We start from the raw sequence: 17,360 nt of genomic DNA, 5'->3' as shown, positions 1-17,360 counted from the left end.
AGTCATATAGGACCAGGCCACAGCCAGAGAGTTTGGAGAACGAAGCAGGCATCCTTGTGCGTCGAACGAGGTTACCTTCGACTCAGATCATTCATTTTCGACTTCGGCACGGAAGCGTCAAGCAATGTGCTTGACTCTATAAATTTTCCTGCGCTAAAAGCATTTACGCAAGACACTGACACCGCTCCGGACTCCCGCTTTTCCGAACGGCTGATTAGAGAAATTAACCACCGGTCGGACGGAAAGTACCACATCGCCAATGGTCGCAAACGGCAACATCATCTTTTCTAGAAAATGAAACTCAGATTTCCCGGAGTCAGTCCTCCCTTTTTAGGCGAAACTTTACTATCGCTGATTCAACGCATAGGCCAGCGGCACGACCTGACATTCAGTAAATTCAGAGCGCTCTTTGACACCATCCACAATACCGACATGGATCTCTGCATGACAGCGGACCAGCTTGATGAATTTGGGCACCGCTGTAACCTACCTCTCCACACGCTTTCATTCATTCGCGACAGCTGCTGCAGATTCGTCGCCATGCCGAAGCTTAGGACTCTTCTTCTTCAACCCAACAGAGATGGACTTAGTTACAGATATTGCCCTCACTGCTGGCGTGAGGATCAAACTCCATATCTGAGGTTAGATTGGAAGCTTCGCGACATTACTTATTGCCGAACGCACCAGATCTTGCTGAAAACGAGGTGCCATACCTGCTTCAATCCATTGACGATGCATCGAGCAATACTCGGAGGAGCATCATGGCCACCTCCCGCCGCAAACTTGGCCGTATGCGTGCACTGTAGAAGTGACTTATGCAAAGCGCCTGCAGGAAATACAAATCAGGGTTCGCCACCTAACTGGCGGCAGATACATTTTCAAAACACCATCGTTTCGGCAATCCTGAATGGCCACTTTTTGACTGAAGCCGGCGGTGTGCGAAGATCAGTCGACGATTTGCCAGCGTACCTAGCAGCATTGAAAAAATTGGGGGGAAATATCTTCATCAGTCTCCTTGGCAGTTTGTCGCCAGACGAAATTGCATTTTTGACAACTGAATTTGCCGATGTCGTACAGAGGTCTCGCTGGTTTAACCCAAGCCATACTACAAAAGGCTTTCCCACTAGCTTGAAATTCAAGCTATGGCTCCAGAGTAGCGGCAGGACTCCGCCGAAAGTTCAGAGTTAAGTGAACAAAGTTCAGACTTAAATGAATTCCGACAATTATTTATGAGCGCGGACAGCAATTGACGCCTTGAAAATTCCCAAACCCATCCCTATACTTAGCACTCGTCACGGTAGAGTGCTAACAGCCCACCTGGCGCAATCCCCTTTTTCATGCGGTGAGGTTTGCTGCATTTGGAAGAAAACCGTTGCAGGCTTTGCCGCAATCAATGCTAACTTATTGAAAATTAAGGAGTTCTCATGAATCTTCGCCCTTTGCACGATCGCGTTATCGTCAAGCGCCTCGACCAGGAAACCAAGACTGCTTCCGGTATCGTTCTGCCTGACGCAGCGACCGAAAAGCCGGACCAAGGCGAAGTCCTGGCCGTCGGCAACGGCAAGATCCTGGAAGATGGCAAGGTCCGTCAACTGGCCGTGAAGGTCGGCGACCGCGTCCTGTTCGGCAAGTACTCCGGCCAGGCCGTGAAGATCGATGGCCAGGAACTGCTGGTCATGCGCGAAGAAGACCTGTTCGCCGTCGTCGAGAAGTAATTCGGCATCCGGCCTTCCTTTTGCTTCTATATAGATAGAGAAAACGTGAAGGCCTGCGGCAGCAAGACAGCAGCCGGCGCCCCTGAAACTTCAGTCGTGCGCCAGGCTATATGAACTGAACCGAATTTCTGGAGAATCCAACATGGCAGCAAAGCAAGTTATTTTCGGCGATGAAGCACGCGCCAAAGTCGTCAACGGCGTCAACATCCTGGCTAACGCAGTCAAGGTCACCCTGGGCCCCAAGGGTCGCAACGTCGTGCTGGAGCGCAGCTTCGGCGCCCCGACCGTGACCAAGGACGGCGTTTCCGTCGCCAAGGAAATCGAACTGAAGGACAAGCTGGAAAACATGGGTGCCCAGCTGGTCAAGGAAGTCGCTTCCAAGACCTCCGACAACGCCGGTGACGGTACCACCACCGCTACCGTGCTGGCCCAAGCCATCGTGCGCGAAGGCTTCAAGTACGTCGCCGCCGGCTTCAACCCGACCGACCTGAAGCGCGGTATCGACAAGGCCGTCACCGCCATCGTCGGCGAAGTGAAGAACCTGGCCAAGCCCACCACCACCTCCAAGGAAATCGCTCAAGTCGGCTCGATCTCGGCCAACTCCGACGCGGACATCGGCGACATCATCGCCAAGGCCATGGAAAAGGTCGGCAAGGAAGGCGTCATCACCGTGGAAGACGGCAAGTCGCTGGAAAACGAGCTGGACATCGTCGAAGGTATGCAATTCGACCGCGGCTACCTGTCGCCGTACTTCATCAACAACCAAGAGAAGCAGATCGTCGCTCTGGACAATCCCTTCATCCTGCTGTTCGACAAGAAGATCTCCAACATCCGTGATCTGCTGCCGGTGCTGGAACAAGTCGCCAAGGCTGGCCGTCCGCTGCTGATCGTGGCTGAAGACGTCGAAGGCGAAGCCCTGGCCACTCTGGTGGTCAACAACATCCGTGGCATCCTGAAGACTGCTGCCGTCAAGGCGCCTGGCTTCGGCGACCGCCGCAAGGCCATGCTGGAAGACATCGCCATCCTGACCGGCGGCCAAGTGATCGCCGAAGAAGTCGGCCTGACTCTGGAAAAGGCTACCCTGGCTGAACTGGGCCAAGCCAAGCGCGTTGAAATCGGCAAGGAAAACACCACCATCATCGACGGCAACGGCGAAGCCGCTGGCATCGAAGCGCGCGTGGCGATGATCCGTACCCAGATCGGCGAAGCCACCTCCGACTACGACCGTGAAAAGCTGCAAGAGCGCGTGGCCAAGCTGGCCGGCGGTGTTGCACTGATCAAGGTTGGCGCCGCTACCGAAGTCGAAATGAAGGAAAAGAAGGCCCGCGTCGAAGACGCCCTGCACGCTACCCGCGCTGCGGTTGAAGAAGGCGTCGTGCCTGGCGGTGGCGTGGCCCTGCTGCGCGCTCGCGCCAACGTCAAGGATCTGAAGGGCGACAACGCCGATCAGGAAGCCGGTATCAAGATCGTGCTGCGCGCCATCGAAGAGCCGCTGCGCCAGATCGTCTTCAACGCCGGCGATGAGCCGTCGGTGGTGGTCAACAAGGTGCTGGAAGGTTCGGGCAACTTCGGCTACAACGCCTCCAACGGCACCTACGGTGACCTGGTGGAACTGGGCGTGCTGGATCCGGCCAAGGTGACCCGTTCGGCTCTGCAAAACGCTGCCTCCGTGGCCAGCCTGATCCTGACCACCGACGCCCTGGTGGCCGAAGTGGCAGAAGACAAGCCGGCCGGTATGCCTGGCGGCATGGGTGGTATGGGCGGCATGGGCGGTATGGACGGCATGATGTAATAGGCCTCCTGCCGCGGGCCATGGATGACATGGCCTGTGCTGCGAGAAAAAAACCCGCATCGGCGACGATGCGGGTTTTTTGTTGCCTGCTACTGCGCATGACTGCTCTTGTATGTCGCCAGGCGTGCAGGCTTGCATTTGCGAATGCATAAAAAAACCCGCACCCCTTGTGGGATGCGGGTCAAACATCGGGCCCAGGAGCCCGATGCAGTGCCAGATATTAGAAGCTGTGGATCAGGCCGGCGCTGATGCTGGTCTGGCTGCGATCCAGGCCAGGCTCACGGTCCTTGCCCAGGCCGACGCTGTACATGTCGGAGGAACGCAGGTTACGCAGAACGGCATAGGTGGTGGTGCGCTTGGACAGGTCGTACTTGGCGCCCAGGTTGATTTGCAGCAGGCGACCATCCGCGCTGCGGGCAAACTTGGCACGGGTGTACTGCAGGCTGCTGATCAGCGACAGAGCTGGCGAAAGCCGGTAGTTAACACCGATATCCAGCGTGCTGCTGGACTTGTTGTTGGCGCCGCCAATGACGAAGTCGTCGCTGTCGGACATCGAATAGAGGGGCATTGCGCCACGACCCTTAGGCCGCGCCAGCGACGCAAAGCTGTAGTTGCTCTTCGGATTGAAGGCGATTTCCGATGGCACCTTCGCCAGCGGCAGCGTCACGCGCGAGTAGGAACCGTAAACCTTGGCCGGGCCAAACTGGTAGGCCGCAGCCAGCGTCCAGGTCTTCAGGCAGGTATCGCCCGCCTTGTCCTTGCCCTCCACTGCGCCATTGCAGGCGGCGGAACCATTGACGTCGCTGGAGGCCGAGCCCATCTTGCTCTGGAAGTAACCCAGGCCGATGTTTAAAGGACCGTTGGCGTACATACCACCCAGGCCGAAGGACTGGCCGGCACCGGTCTGGCCGGCCTGCTCACCGAAGCCATAGATGATGCTGCCGGTGAAGCCGTTGAAGTCCGGGGTGTTGTAGCGGATGGAATTGTTGACGCGCTCGCCATTGGTACGATCCAGATTCAGCGAGTGAACACGGCTGACCACACCACCGAAGTCGCCGGGCGAAGTGATGCCGCCGATATCAGCGAGGATATCGGTCTGACGACCGGCCAGCACCGTACCGAAGTTGCCCGACAGGCCCACGGTGGCCTGACGCCCCCACAGCACGCCCTTCTGGGCCGCGTCGCCATTATCGACGGTGAAGCCGTTCTCGATAGTGAAGACGGCCTTCAGGCCACCACCCAGGTCTTCAACCCCCTTGATACCCAGGCGCGAACCCTTGATCAGGCCAGAATCGAGCGCCATCAGGCCGCCGGTATCCTTGCCGGCGATATCATTGCCGTGGGCGTCCTTGCCAGAAATCCCGATCTTGTTGGTGTAGGACAGGCTGGCATCGACCGCGCCGTAGATGGTGATGTTGCTTTGCGCGTGCGCCGCGCCGCCGAAGGCACCCAGCACGGCCAGGGCCAGGATGGACTTTTTCATAGAGTACTCCGTAGTGGTTTGATTGCTGTTGATTGACGGGTGGTGGTCGCCATGGCGCGCAGGCACCACCCAGGCTTCCGAAAAGAAACATCAAGAAGTCATCGCAAATCTAAACCGTCTTTATTTTCTCAATCGAATCAAAATTTGAATTGATAGCTTTTATAAGAATTTTCTGTAGTTTTATTGCAACCAATGTCATCAATAGTGTGCGCCGCTTTTTTATTGGCAAGCAGTAATCGAAACCGCATGAATGAAGCGGCAATAGCGCAGGTGAGCAGTCAGCAGCACAGCCATTGACCGTATTCGGGTTCCAGCGCCGCTCACCCCAGGACTCCACTGCTGCACCGACCTCCTCGGCCTGCGCAAAATCCAGTCCACAGGCGGCTTCCCGCCGGATGCTAAGACGCGATGGTTATATGCATAATTGAAAAATTATTTTCCCCATATAACCGGGCCGCCTTAAAATAGCGCCTTCTTATAAAAATACTGATGGCAGTGGAGACCTGTGGTCCGGTACCGCCCGCGGCGTCTCTCAGGAGGGGCTGCACAGGCACACCGGCGTCAGGGCCCGCTGCCATTTCTGTTCCCACCATGATCGAAATACAAGCTGTCACCCAGCGATTCGGCAATGTCGAAGCGGTGCGCCATGTCGATTTGTCGATTCGCAAGGGCGAGATCTTCGGCATCATCGGCCGCAGCGGCGCCGGCAAGAGCACGCTGGTACGCACCCTGAACCTGCTCAACCGTCCCACTTCCGGGCGCATCGTCCTGGACGGCCAGGATCTGACCTCGCTGTCGGCCTCGCAATTGCGTGAAGCGCGCCGTGGCATCGGCATGATCTTCCAGCACTTCAACCTGCTGTCCTCGCGCAGCGTCTACGACAACATTGCCCTGCCGCTGGAACTGGCTGGCAAGAGCAAGGCCCAGATCGCAGCCAAGGTCGAACCGCTCCTGGAACTGGTCGGCCTGACCGCCCTGCGCGACCGTTATCCGGCCCAGATCTCTGGTGGCCAGAAGCAGCGCGTGGGCATCGCCCGCGCACTGGCCAACGATCCCAAGGTCTTGCTCTCGGACGAAGCCACCTCGGCGCTGGACCCGGAAACCACCCGCTCCATCCTCGGACTGCTGCGCAAGATCAACCAGGAACTGGGCCTGACTATTGTCCTGATCACGCACCAGATGGAAGTCATCAAGCAGATCTGCGACCGCGTGGCGGTGATGGAAGCCGGCCAGGTGATCGAACAGGGCGAAGTGCTGGACGTGTTCCGCCAGCCGCGCCATGAAGTCACCCGCGCCCTGATCGGCGACGTCATCGCCCACGAACTGCCCAAGGGCGTGCTGGCGCGCCTGCGCGAGCGTCTGGCGCGTGCCGACGGCGGCCAGGGGACCGACCACCTGTTCCGCTTTGCCTTCACCGGCAATGACGTAGACCAGCCGCACCTGTCGGAAGCGGTGCGCCGCTTCAACCTGAACTTCAATATCCTGCACGGCCAGATCGACGAGATCCAGGGCCAGGCCTTCGGCTCGCTGGCGATCCTCGCCAACGGCACGCAAGACAACATCAACCAGGCCATGCAATACCTGCGCGAGCAGGGCGTGGTCGTCGAGGAGCTCAACCATGTCATCTGAACTGATCGATCTGTTCGTCAGCTCCTTCGGTGAGACGCTGATGATGGTGGTGATCTCGGGCGTGGTCGGCTCACTGCTCGGCATTCCGCTGGGCATCGCCCTGCACATCACCGAATCCAAGGGCGTGCTACCCAACGTGGCGTTCAACCGCGTGGCCGGCCTGCTGGTCAATGCGGTGCGCTCCACCCCCTTCATTATCCTGCTGGTGGCGGTGATCCCGATGACGCGCTTCTTCGTCGGCACCTCCATTGGTACGGCTGCAGCCATCGTGCCGCTGACCATTGCTGCCGCGCCCTTCATCGCACGCCTGGTCGAGACCGCCTTGCGCGAAGTCGATCACGGCCTGGTGGAAGCGGCGCAAGCCATGGGTGCGACCACCTGGCAGATCATCTACAAGGTCTTGGTGCCCGAGGCATTTGCTGGTATCGTCGCCGGTCTCACGATCACCTTCGTCAGCCTGGTTGGCTATTCGGCCATGGCCGGCGCCATCGGCGGCGGCGGCCTGGGCGACCTGGGCATCCGCTATGGTTATCAGCGTTTCCTGCCGGAAGTGATGCTGGCCGTGGTGCTGATCCTGATCGTGTTCGTCCAGTTGGTGCAATCCCTGGGAGACCTGCTGGTGCGCAAGCTCAGCCACCGCTGAACACAACAATTCATACAAAAACGGCAGCTACCCGCTGCCCACCTCACAGCTTGAAAGGAAAGTCATGAAGCGTCGTCAATTGATTCAATTCATCGCAGGCCTGGGCCTGGGCCTGGCCGCCGGCCTGGTCTGTGCCCCCGCCATGGCCGAAGACCAGATCAAGATGGGCGTGACCGCCGGTCCCCACGCCGAGATCATGGAACAGGTCAAGAAGCTGCTCGAGAAAGATGGCGTGCAGATGAAGATCATCGAGTTCACCGACTACATCCAGCCCAACGCCGCCCTGGCCGCCGGCGACCTGGACGCCAACTCCTACCAGCACCAGCCCTACCTGGATGCGCAGATCAAGGACCGTGGCTACAAGTTCGTCAGCGTCGGCAGCACCATCACCTTCCCGATGGGCGTGTACTCCAAGAAGATCAAGTCGCTCAACGACTTGAAGCCGGGTGCGCGCGTAGGCGTGCCCAATGATCCGACCAACGGTGGCCGTGCCCTGCTGGTGCTGCAAGCCAAGGGCGTGATCAAGCTCAAGGCCGATGCCGGCCTGAAGGCGACCCCGCTGGATATCGTCGAGAACCCCAAGAAGATCAAGATCGTCGAACTGGACGCAGCCCAACTGCCGCGCTCGCTGGATGACTTCGATGCCGCCGTCATCAACGGCAACTACGCTGAATCGGCCGGCCTGTCGCCGACCAAGGATGCGATCGCCGTGGAAGCCTCCACCGGCCCCTACGCCAACGTGATCGCCGTGCGCATCGCCGACAAGGACAAGCCCTGGGTGGCCAAGCTGGTCAAGGCTTATCACAGCCCGGAAGTGAAGAAGTTCGTGCTGGAAAAGTACAAGGGTTCCGTGATCACCTCCTGGTAATCCGCAACGCGTAACTACCCCTGTATCAGCGAAAAGGCCAGCTCAATCGAGCTGGCCTTTTTGCATGGAGCCGAAGACCGGAAACTTAGTTTTTCTACGCCGGTTTCTAAGTTTTCGAGAGAGGAAAACTTAGTCCTTGCGCCCACGATGATCCGGCGCGTCTCGCCAGTCGAAGTCTTCATCCTCGTCTTCTTCATCCTCGGCCGGCAACGCATCGGGATTGTCGGTGGAGCGATAGTTCGCCAGCAGTTCAGCGCGCGACTGCGGCGTTTCCAGCGAAATACGGCCCAGTGCGCCGCTGCGGTAATCCTGCAAGAAGGTATGCGAGGCCTTCTCGAAATCATAGTCCCCGCCCTTCAGACGGAAGCCACGCTTGGCCGCCACACCCTCCACCACGGCCACGCCATCCATGCCTTCCGTGTTGAAGCCATAGCGCGCCTTGAGCAACTGCGGATAACGCTGCAGCAACAGGTCGGCCAGGAAGGTGGCCACTTCTTCTTCGATCAGCGCATTGCTGCCCACTGCGTGACTGGCCGCCAGCATCAGGCCATCGCTGGGATGCTCGATCTTGGGCCACAACATACCGGGGGTATCGGTGAGCACCATGTTGTTGCCCAGGTAGAGACGCTGCTGGGTCTTGGTCACGGCCGGCTCATCACCCACGGCGGCCACGCGTTTTTTCAGCAGTGCATTCATCAGCGTGGACTTGCCCACGTTGGGGATGCCCATGATCATCATGCGCAAGGGCTTCAGTGCCGTGCCGCGATGCGGCGCCACCTGCATGGCCAGCTTGGGCACGCGCGCCACGTCCGAGGGCTTCTTGCAGGACAGCGCCACGGCAGTCACGCCCTTCTGGCTGTTGTAGTAGTCGATCCAGGCTTGCGTGGCCACCGGGTCGGCCATGTCGGTCTTGTTGAGGATCTTCAGGCAGGGGCGCTGGCGCGCATTGCGCAGTTGCTCGATCATAGGATTGCAGCTGGCCTGGGGCAGACGGGCATCGACCACTTCGATGACCATATCGACTTTTTCCATGCTCTCGGCCGCCTTGCGGCGGGCAGAGTTCATGTGACCGGGGAACCATTGGATGGACATGCGGGGCTTCTTTCTGGTGCGTATTTCGTTGAAGGCGCTATTTTACGGCCCTGCCCCGCCAATCCCTAACAAATCCCCAATAAAACGGCCTGCCACGCACAAGTCGGGGCAGGCCGTTGGATGCGCAACAACACTAGGGCCTGTTCACATTCAATCTGCGAGATGATTGAATGTGAACAGGCCCTAGGCTTCAGGCGCGCCGCGTCACCCATTGCTCCTTGACAACACCGACGAAGCGCCATACCAGCCACAGCGCCGTGCCGTAGCCCGCCGCCATGACGCCAAAAGCCAGCCCATTGCGCAGGCTCCACGCCTGCACGCTATGCAGGATGGCCCCCATCAAGGCCACCCCCACCAAGGCACCGATCTGGCGATTGGCGTTCAGTGCCGCGGCGGCGCTATTGGCATGGGCCTTGCCGGCCACCTGCATGACCACCGTGGTCATGGCTGGAATGGCGGTGCTCACGCCCAGGTTGGCGGCAGCGCAGACCAAGGCCAAGATCCAGTAGGGCGTCTCGGGGCGGAAGCTGATCGCCACCGCAGTAAAGGCAGCGCCCACCGACAAGCCCAGCAGCAGCGGCACACGCGGTCCCCAGTGGGCCGACATGCGGCCCGACATCAGGTTGCCGAAGAAGATCACCGCCATCATCGGCACCAGTTGCAAGCCGGTCTGCAAGGCGTCGGCACCACGCCCCTGCTGCAGGAACAGGGCCAGGTAGAACAGGTTGCCATAGACGCCAAAGTTGATCAGGAAACCAATGCCATTGGCTGCCGCGAACTGCGGCGTGGCAAACAGCGCACGCGGCAACAGCGGCGCGATGCCACGCAGTTCATGGCGCACCAGGGCCACCGCGGCCAGCACCGCCACCGCCAGCCCGACCAGGATGCGCGGTGAAATCCAGCCATAGACCGGCCCCTGGATCAGCACGAAGGACAGCGCGGCCAGCATCACCACGCCAGCCAGGTGACTGAACAGGTGCAGGGCGCGGGCATGGCCGGCCACCTGCGGGATCAGCTTGCGGGCCATCAGCAAACCCACCAGGCCGACCGGCACGTTGATGAGGAACACGCTGCGCCAGCCCAGCCAGTGGATCAACACGCCGCCCACCAACGGGCCAACAGCTGCGGCCAAGCCAACCGTGGCCGACCACACGCCCAACATGCGGGCGCGCACGCGATCGTCTTCATAGACGTGGGTGAGCAGGCTGAGCGAACTGGGCATGAAGAAAGCTGCTCCCAAGCCTTGCAGCAGGCGCGCGGCGATCAGGAAGGGACCGTTGGGCGCCGCCCCGCACAGCAATGAGGCCAGCACGAACAGCAACAGCCCGGTCAGGTACAGTCGGCGCGCACCGAAGCGATCGGCCAGGGCGCCACCCACCAGCAGCATGGCGGCAAAGGTCAGGGTATAGCCATCGACGATCCACACCAGCGTGGCCAGCGGTGCATCGAGACTGCTGGCAATGCTGGAGAGGCCAACGTTGACCACGGTCACATCCAGCATGGCCATGACGAATCCGATGGCCAGCGCCACCAACGGCAACATGCCGGTGCGCTGGCCACTGGAGGCAAGCGTAACAGGAGCCGCCAAGGCGGCGGCATCGGGACATTGGGCGGAAGACATGAACTGGGTTCTTTCTGCACGGTGGGCGCAAGAGAAAGCAACAAACCCGCGACCGGGATCTCCGGGGCGGGCGACGATGGGGCAGATTCTAGGCTCTGAGTGTGATGCAATAAATAGGTATAGAATCGGCACCCTGATGCAAATCTGCATCACCTAATTTACCGGAGCTAGCTATCGTGGACTGGGACAATGCCCGCATTTTTCTCGCCATCTATCGGGTGGGCACGCTGCGCGGCGCGGCCGAGCAACTGGGCATCGACCAGGCCACGGTCGGCCGGCGCCTGGCCGCACTGGAAAAATCGCTGGGTGCGCGCCTGTTCCTGCGCACGCCCAGCGGCTACGTGCCTACGCCAGCGGGGGAACTGGCAGGCGCTGCCGCCAGCCAGATGGAGCAAGGCGCCGAGCAGTTGCAGCGGCAGATGCAGGGCTTGGATGAACGCCTGTGCGGCGTGGTCAGGCTGGCCGCTACCGACCTCACGGCGCGCTACTTCCTGATGCCAGCGTTGCAGCATCTGCGCCAGGAGCATCCCAACATCAAGGTCGTGCTCTCGACCTCGACCCAGCTCACCAACCTGACCAAGCGCGAAGCCGACATCGCCGTGCGCACCGTGCGCCCGGATGCGCCGGACCTGATCGCGCGCCATCTCAAGCGCTTGTACACGGGCATCTATGCCGCCAAGTCCTATGTGAAGAAACGTGGCCTGCCCGAGCCCGGTACCGGGCTGAAGGGACATGACGTGGTGATCTATCCGCGCAGCGTCTCGCCGGTGAAGTCAGAACAGATCAGTGGCGAATCGATCACCCATGCCAACGTGGCCATGGAAGTCAGTACCGGACTGGTGATGTATGACTGCCTGCAAGCCGGGGTGGGCATCGGTGAACTGCCGACCCACATGGGTGACAAGGCCAGCGGGCTGGTGCGCATCTGGCCGCAGCGCGCCACCCCGTATGACATGTGGCTGGTCCTGCACAGCGACCTGAACCGCACCGCACGGGTGCGAGCGGTGGCCGATGCGATCATTGCAGCCTTTGAGGCCCATGAGGTTTGAGATGGGCGTGGGGCTTGGGGAAAACCTAAGTTTTTCTGATGCAGATCGTTAGAAATGGCTGTGGATAAACTAACTATCCATCTCGTCATTCGAGATCAGCCAGCACCTTCAGATGCGCCACCACGCTGCGCCCCAGCGCCGACAGGTTGTAGCCGCCCTCCAGGCAACTGACGATGCGGCCCCGGGCGTACTGGTCGGCGATCTTCATGATCTGCCGGGTGATCCAGGCATAGTCGGCTTCCACCAGACCCAACTGGCCCATGTCATCCTCGCGATGGGCGTCGAAACCGGCCGAGATGAAGATCATCTGCGGCTGGTGCGCATGGAGCGCCGGCAACCACTTCTCGGTTACCAGTTGGCGTACCGCGCTACCGTCCGAATAGGCGGGCACCGGTACGTTGACGATGTGCGACTCGGTGGGAGCATCGCCCGAGAAGGGGTAGAAGGGATGCTGGAAGAAGCTCACCATCAGCACCCGCGGATCATGGGCGAAGATATCCTCGGTGCCATTGCCGTGATGGACGTCGAAGTCGATCACCGCCACCCGTTCCAGCCCATGCACATCGAGGGCATGGCGCGCGGCCACGGCCACGTTATTGAACAGGCAAAAGCCCATGGCCTTGCCGTGCGTGGCGTGGTGTCCGGGCGGGCGCACGGCGCAGAAGGCGTTGTCGAGTTCACCGGCCAGCACCGCGTCGGTGGCGGCTACAGCCGCCCCCGCCGCGCGCAGGGCGGCGCGCCAGCTATGCTTGTTGAGCAGGGTATCGCCATCGATGGAATGGTAATGCTCGCCCGACAGGCTCAGGGCATGACTATGCTCGCGCACGTAATCGACGGCGGCGGCCGTATGCACGCGCTCCAGTTCAGCCGGATCAACCAGCGGCGCATCGCGGCGATCGAGGAAATGATCGATGCGGCTCAGGATCAATTGATCCTCGATCGCCTCCAGGCGAGCGGGCGTCTCAGGGTGCCAATCGCCCATTTCATGGCGCTGGCAATCGGCGTGGGTATAGATGGCGGTGGTCATTATTGATCTTATTGCTATCAGGAAAGCCAGTGGGCCGGCCTGGGTTGTCTCGTAGAGCTAGTGTACATCCGCTGTCGTCCATCGTGTACAACGCTTGCCACCGCTCATGCACCAGCGCGGGGCGAGGCGGTCGATGCGATATACTTGCAGGCTTGTCTCGCCCTTCCCCGCTTGCTGCTCATGCCCATCTCCCTGCTCCGCCTGACTTCCCTGCCCGCCACCCTGTTGCTGGCCAGCCTGTGCACCCTGCCGCTGGCCGCGCACGCGCAAGAGAGCAAGCCCGCCAAGGCAGCGGAGAAGAAAACACCGAAAAAGGCGACGCAGAAGAAAGCCAGCCCGCCCGCCAAGAAGAAGCTCGCCAGTGCCGACCAGGGCGAGTTCGTCAACTTCAACGAGTGGAAGGATGTGGGCCGCTTCATCGATGAAATGGTGGAGCGCAACCAGTTCCAGCGCAGCGATCTCAATGCGCTCTTCGCCCAGACCCGCTACGTCGATACCGCCATCCAGCTCATCAAGCCGGCACCCAGCAACAAGCCCAAGAACTGGACCGCCTACCGCGCCCGCTTCGTGGAGCCGGTGCGCATCAATGCCGGGGTCGATTTCTGGAACACCTATGGCGTGGCGCTGGCCAGGGCCGAGGCCCAATACGGGGTACCGATGGAAATCATCGTCGGCATCATCGGCGTGGAAACGGTTTACGGGCGCAACACCGGCAACTTCCGGGTGATGGATGTGCTGACCACGTTGGCCTTCGATTATCCCAACACGCCCAACCGTGAGGCCCGCATGGCCTTCTTCCGCGGCGAACTGGAAAACACCCTGTTGCTGGCGCGCGAGGCCGGCATCGATCCGATGTCGCTGCGCGGCTCCTATGCGGGCGCCATCGGCTGGCCGCAGTTCATGCCCGGCAGCATCCGTGAATACGCGGTGGACTTCGATGGCGATGGCAAGATCGACCTGCGCAATTCGCCGGTGGATGCCATCGGTAGCGTAGCCCACTACCTGGCCGTGCACGGCTGGCAGCGTGGCGAACCGGTGGCCTTCCCGGTGAGCGTCTCGGCCGACAACCGCCAATGGGAAAACATGCTCAACCAGGGCCTGGAAGCCAAGTACAGCGCCGACGAACTGCACGCGGCAGGTATCAACACTCCGCCACTGCCGGCTGGTATGCGCTTTGGCCTGGTGGACCTGCAAAACGGTACCGGCCCTACCGAGTACTGGATTGCCACCAATAACTTCTACGCCATCACGCAGTACAATCGCAGCTACTTCTATGCGATGTCGGTAGCCGAGCTCGGCCATGCCGTGGCCGTTGCACGCAATCGCTGAAACGCTTCCACCACGATCCATACCACCGGGCGTGCAGAGCACGCCCCAGCTTTCTATTCTCCACGATCAGAACCACGATGAAACGCATTGCACCCCTGGCCTCCACGCTGATGCTGACGCTGGCCGGCACTTCGCTGGGCCTGTCGGCCGCCGCCCGCGCCGCTGACACCCCCGATGACAAGGGCGAGGCCCTGCCCACGGTCAACGTCACCGCCAGCGGTACCGGCAAGGAAGGCGTGCGGGTGCGCTCGGCCGCCGTGGCCGGCTTCGATGATGCACCGCTGCTGGACACGCCCGCCTCGGTCGCCGTGGTCACCGGCGCGCAGATGCGCGACCAGCAATCGCGCGTGCTGTCGGACGTGGTCAAGAACGATGCCTCCATCAACGAGAACTACGCCCCGGTGGGCTACTACGAAAACTTCAGCATCCGTGGCGTAACGCTGGACCCGGCCAGCGCCTATCGCATCGATGGCTTGAGCGTGGCAGGCGAGCAGACCATTGCGCTGGAAAACAAGGAACGCGTCGAATTCCTCAAGGGTGTGGCTGGCTTGCAGGCCGGCGTGAGCAGCGCCGGCGGCATTGTCAATTACGTCACCAAACGTCCGGCCAATGTGCGCTCCATCACGCTGGGCAGCGACTCCTATGGCTCGCGCTATCTGGCCACCGACCTGGGCACGCTCTTTGGCGAGCAACAGCAGTTCGGCCTGCGCCTCAATGCGGCGCATGAAGATATTCACTCCTACGTCAACAATGGTGATGGCTGGCGCGACTTTGCCTCGCTCGCGGCGACCTGGGCCCTGTCGTCCAAGACCCTGCTGCAGTTCGATGCCGAATACCAGCAGAAGGGCCCAGCATTCGGTGGCCGGTTACCAGCTGCTGGGGGTACCACGCTGCCCTCGGGGGTCTCACCCAAGACTATGCTGACGCCGCAATCCTGGGCGCAGCCGGTGCGTGACAGCTCGCTGAACTATCGTCTGCGACTGGATACCGAATTCAACGCCAACTGGCGCGGCTATGTGCAGGCCGATCGCAGCCGGGCGGTGATCGATGATTACCTGGCCTTCCCCTATGGCAGCGGTGGCGGCGCCTCTTCCACCTTTGCCGCCAATGGCGACTTCGATGTGTATGACTATCGCGTCCCCGATGATGAGCGCCGCAATGACGATGCCCAGGCCGTCATGATCGGCAAGTTCGCCACCGGCTGGCTGCAGCATGAATTGACCGTGGGACTGGAGATGTCGCGGCGGGTGGTGGACAAGTCCGATGGCATCAGCGTGCTGGTGGGCAGTGGCAATATCTATACCGGCACGCCCGCGCTGGCGCCCGCTACCATCCTTCCCGGCCCGGCTTATCGCAATCTGGACAGCCGCCAGAAAGCCTTGTTCCTGAGCGACCGACTGCAGTTTTCAGAACGCTGGCAAGTCATCGCCGGCGGGCGCCAGGTGTGGTTGAACGAGCAGGCCTTTGGCGCCGATGGCAGCGTGACCCGCGACACCGCGCGCAACCTGTTCCTGCCGCAGCTGGCGCTGATCTACAAGCCGGCGCAGAACATGTCGCTCTATGGCAGCTATGCCGAAACCCTCACGCTGGGCAGCTCGGCGCCGTTCTGGGTCAGCAACTTCCCGACCACGCTGCCGCCTTCGGTGGCACGGCAACTGGAAGCCGGCGTCAAATACGATGTCTCGCCCGAACTGGCGCTGACGGCGGCCATCTTCCGCATCCGCAAGGCCTATGAATTCCAGCAGCCGGACAATAGCAGCGCCGGTTTTACCTACGTCCAACAAGGCCGCCAGACCAATACCGGGATCGAACTGGGCGCCAGCGGCAAGCTCGCGCCGCGCCTGGCTGTTGGTGCCAGCGTGAGCGCCACGCGCGCCCGTGCCAGCGATACCGGCACGGCCGCCTACGATGAGCAGCAGGTGGTCAACGTGCCACGCCTGCGCAGCAGCGTCTATGCCGACTATGCCGTGCCAAGCGTGGAAGGCCTGAACCTGCTGGGTAGCTGGCTCTACAGCAGCAGCAAGCCGGCTACCCGGGATGGCAGCGTGAGCTTGCCGGCGGTACATGTGTTCAATGCCGGCCTGCGCTACCGGATGCGCATCAACGCCCACACCGCCACCCTGCGCGCCAACGTCGACAACCTCTTCGACAAGCGCTACTGGAAGGATGCCGGCCAGTACCTGGGCGATGGCTATGTACACCTGGGTGCGTCACGCACCGTGCGGGTATCGCTGCAATACGATTTCTGAGCCGCCCACTGCTGAAGAAGACGACATGGACGCCGCCTCCCATCACCTCACCCGCGTCATCAGTCACGGCATGGGCGTGGAACCGGTCATTTCCGACTGGCCCGCGCTGACCTCGGCTGAAGTGGCGCGGGTGCTGCGACACTATCCAAACGTGGGCCAGCCATTGCGACTGGAGTGGCATAGCCCGCGCCCCTTCTCGGCGGCCTGAGCCGATCCCCAGGCCGATCAGCCGCAAGCGAAAGATGCGCTGCACGAAGCGCACGCCCTTGCCGATCAGCGCTTGCTGCGGTGGATCGTCGGGTCGTGCCGGTCGGCGGCGATAGAGGGCAATCGGGTCGAGCAATTCGCGCAGCAGGCGCCAGTGGTCCGACCGCGATGGCCGGAGCACGCCGGAATCAGGCTTGGAACGGGATGACATGGTGATCTTTTTCTTTCGTCAAATCCGCAGAAGGGGGAAGCCGGGATCGCCGCGCGCAAGGGCTGCGGGTACGCGACAATGACTTGCGGGTTAATTCACAGTAGTGTGTGACGCAGCGTAACTCCACGGATGGGCCGGGTGCAAGCCTGGGGCGGGACGACTTGCACAAGTTTTGATATCAGAACTCTGACATCTGAGCTTTGACAACAGGGGGAAGCAGTCCTGCGCATCATGCGGCATCGGGAGCTCATCAAGTCGCTATTGTTGCACGGCAACGTGACGCCCGGATGTCCTGCTATCAGCGTTCTATGCCCGTAGCCCGGTGGCGACTTGCTATCCCCTATAATGCCTGGTCTTCATCCTGGCTCTGATTATGTTCCGCTTTTCCCGCCTGGCATCATCTTCTTTCCTGACACTTTACCACCTTTTGCCCTGGCGTGCTGAC

Annotated in this window: 13 protein-coding genes and 1 pseudogene; 10 read left to right on the top strand and 4 right to left on the bottom strand. The window is 60.9% G+C overall.

The genetic code is table 11. The annotated features are described in order from the left end of the window. Positions 1 to 294: 294 nt before the first annotated feature. The 3 genes from I5W_RS34180 (at position 295) to groL (ending at position 3,507) form a co-directional block, all read left to right on the top strand. Positions 295 to 1,188 (top strand): TniQ family protein, encoded by an 894-nt coding sequence (locus I5W_RS34180; protein WP_083893491.1) that lies wholly within the window; start codon positions 295 to 297, stop codon positions 1,186 to 1,188. A 236-nt stretch (positions 1,189 to 1,424) separates the two neighbouring features. After that, positions 1,425 to 1,715 (top strand): co-chaperone GroES, encoded by a 291-nt coding sequence (gene groES, locus I5W_RS08125; RefSeq protein WP_008115200.1) that lies wholly within the window; start codon positions 1,425 to 1,427, stop codon positions 1,713 to 1,715. Between the two features lie 142 nt (positions 1,716 to 1,857). Beyond that, positions 1,858 to 3,507 (top strand): chaperonin GroEL, encoded by a 1,650-nt coding sequence (gene groL, locus I5W_RS08120; RefSeq protein ID WP_017451309.1) that lies wholly within the window; start codon positions 1,858 to 1,860, stop codon positions 3,505 to 3,507. Between the two features lie 220 nt (positions 3,508 to 3,727). Here groL and I5W_RS08115 read toward each other — a convergent pair whose 3' ends face one another. Then, positions 3,728 to 4,990 carry a porin gene (locus I5W_RS08115; protein WP_044528851.1) on the bottom strand — a complete coding sequence of 421 codons (1,263 nt, stop codon included), beginning with the start codon at positions 4,988 to 4,990 and terminating at the stop codon, positions 3,728 to 3,730. 591 nt (positions 4,991 to 5,581) lie between these two features. Between I5W_RS08115 and I5W_RS08110 the strand changes: the two genes are divergently transcribed. The 3 genes from I5W_RS08110 (at position 5,582) to I5W_RS08100 (ending at position 8,130) form a co-directional block, all read left to right on the top strand. Then, positions 5,582 to 6,619, top strand: coding sequence for a methionine ABC transporter ATP-binding protein (locus I5W_RS08110; protein WP_044528850.1), 1,038 nt, complete (start codon positions 5,582 to 5,584; stop codon positions 6,617 to 6,619). Continuing rightward, positions 6,609 to 7,262, top strand: coding sequence for a methionine ABC transporter permease (locus tag I5W_RS08105; protein ID WP_017451312.1), 654 nt, complete (start codon positions 6,609 to 6,611; stop codon positions 7,260 to 7,262). Before I5W_RS08110 ends, I5W_RS08105 begins: the two co-directional genes overlap by 11 nt. 64 nt (positions 7,263 to 7,326) lie before the next feature. Continuing rightward, positions 7,327 to 8,130 carry a MetQ/NlpA family ABC transporter substrate-binding protein gene (locus I5W_RS08100; protein WP_044528849.1) on the top strand — a complete coding sequence of 268 codons (804 nt, stop codon included), beginning with the start codon at positions 7,327 to 7,329 and terminating at the stop codon, positions 8,128 to 8,130. A 129-nt stretch (positions 8,131 to 8,259) separates the two neighbouring features. On the opposite strand, the gene ylqF is transcribed toward I5W_RS08100, so the two are convergent. Continuing rightward, positions 8,260 to 9,222, bottom strand: a complete 963-nt coding sequence (ylqF, locus tag I5W_RS08095; RefSeq protein WP_017451314.1) for a ribosome biogenesis GTPase YlqF — start codon at positions 9,220 to 9,222, stop codon at positions 8,260 to 8,262. A gap of 190 nt (positions 9,223 to 9,412) precedes the next feature. After that, complete coding sequence (locus I5W_RS08090; protein WP_044528848.1) at positions 9,413 to 10,843, bottom strand: MFS transporter; 1,431 nt, start codon at positions 10,841 to 10,843, stop codon at positions 9,413 to 9,415. Between the two features lie 176 nt (positions 10,844 to 11,019). Here I5W_RS08090 and I5W_RS08085 point away from each other — a divergent pair, with 176 nt between their 5' ends. Continuing rightward, positions 11,020 to 11,892 (top strand): LysR family transcriptional regulator, encoded by an 873-nt coding sequence (locus I5W_RS08085; RefSeq protein WP_044528847.1) that lies wholly within the window; start codon positions 11,020 to 11,022, stop codon positions 11,890 to 11,892. Between the two features lie 85 nt (positions 11,893 to 11,977). On the opposite strand, the gene I5W_RS08080 is transcribed toward I5W_RS08085, so the two are convergent. Further along, the gene (locus tag I5W_RS08080) at positions 11,978 to 12,919 is read right to left on the bottom strand and encodes a histone deacetylase family protein (protein ID WP_044528846.1); all 942 of its coding nucleotides are present in this window, start codon (positions 12,917 to 12,919) and stop codon (positions 11,978 to 11,980) included. A gap of 180 nt (positions 12,920 to 13,099) precedes the next feature. Between I5W_RS08080 and mltB the strand changes: the two genes are divergently transcribed. The 3 genes and pseudogenes from mltB to I5W_RS08065 form a co-directional block, all read left to right on the top strand. Further along, positions 13,100 to 14,248 (top strand): lytic murein transglycosylase B, encoded by a 1,149-nt coding sequence (gene mltB / locus I5W_RS08075; RefSeq protein WP_199901717.1) that lies wholly within the window; start codon positions 13,100 to 13,102, stop codon positions 14,246 to 14,248. 77 nt (positions 14,249 to 14,325) lie between these two features. Beyond that, on the top strand, positions 14,326 to 16,497 hold the full coding sequence (locus tag I5W_RS08070; RefSeq protein ID WP_044528844.1) for a TonB-dependent siderophore receptor: 2,172 nt from the start codon (positions 14,326 to 14,328) through the stop codon (positions 16,495 to 16,497). 25 nt (positions 16,498 to 16,522) lie between these two features. Then, a pseudogene (locus I5W_RS08065) lies at positions 16,523 to 16,702 on the top strand (aminoglycoside phosphotransferase family protein); the annotation flags it as partial. Positions 16,703 to 17,360: the final 658 nt, after the last annotated feature.

The sequence above is a fragment of the Herbaspirillum sp. B65 genome (genome assembly GCF_000333555.1).
GTDB lineage: Bacteria > Pseudomonadota > Gammaproteobacteria > Burkholderiales > Burkholderiaceae_D > Herbaspirillum > Herbaspirillum rubrisubalbicans.
Note: the sequence above shows the minus strand (reverse complement) of the source record. Positions and strands in the feature narration are given on the sequence as shown.

Coding starts and splice junctions, on each gene's coding strand:
- I5W_RS34180 (WP_083893491.1), top strand. CDS start 295: ATGAAACTCAGATTTCCCGGAGTCAGTCCTCCCTTTTTAGGCGAAACT.
- groES (WP_008115200.1), top strand. CDS start 1,425: ATGAATCTTCGCCCTTTGCACGATCGCGTTATCGTCAAGCGCCTCGAC.
- groL (WP_017451309.1), top strand. CDS start 1,858: ATGGCAGCAAAGCAAGTTATTTTCGGCGATGAAGCACGCGCCAAAGTC.
- I5W_RS08115 (WP_044528851.1), bottom strand. CDS start 4,990: ATGAAAAAGTCCATCCTGGCCCTGGCCGTGCTGGGTGCCTTCGGCGGC.
- I5W_RS08110 (WP_044528850.1), top strand. CDS start 5,582: ATGATCGAAATACAAGCTGTCACCCAGCGATTCGGCAATGTCGAAGCG.
- I5W_RS08105 (WP_017451312.1), top strand. CDS start 6,609: ATGTCATCTGAACTGATCGATCTGTTCGTCAGCTCCTTCGGTGAGACG.
- I5W_RS08100 (WP_044528849.1), top strand. CDS start 7,327: ATGAAGCGTCGTCAATTGATTCAATTCATCGCAGGCCTGGGCCTGGGC.
- ylqF (WP_017451314.1), bottom strand. CDS start 9,222: ATGTCCATCCAATGGTTCCCCGGTCACATGAACTCTGCCCGCCGCAAG.
- I5W_RS08090 (WP_044528848.1), bottom strand. CDS start 10,843: ATGTCTTCCGCCCAATGTCCCGATGCCGCCGCCTTGGCGGCTCCTGTT.
- I5W_RS08080 (WP_044528846.1), bottom strand. CDS start 12,919: ATGACCACCGCCATCTATACCCACGCCGATTGCCAGCGCCATGAAATG.
- mltB (WP_199901717.1), top strand. CDS start 13,100: ATGCCCATCTCCCTGCTCCGCCTGACTTCCCTGCCCGCCACCCTGTTG.
- I5W_RS08070 (WP_044528844.1), top strand. CDS start 14,326: ATGAAACGCATTGCACCCCTGGCCTCCACGCTGATGCTGACGCTGGCC.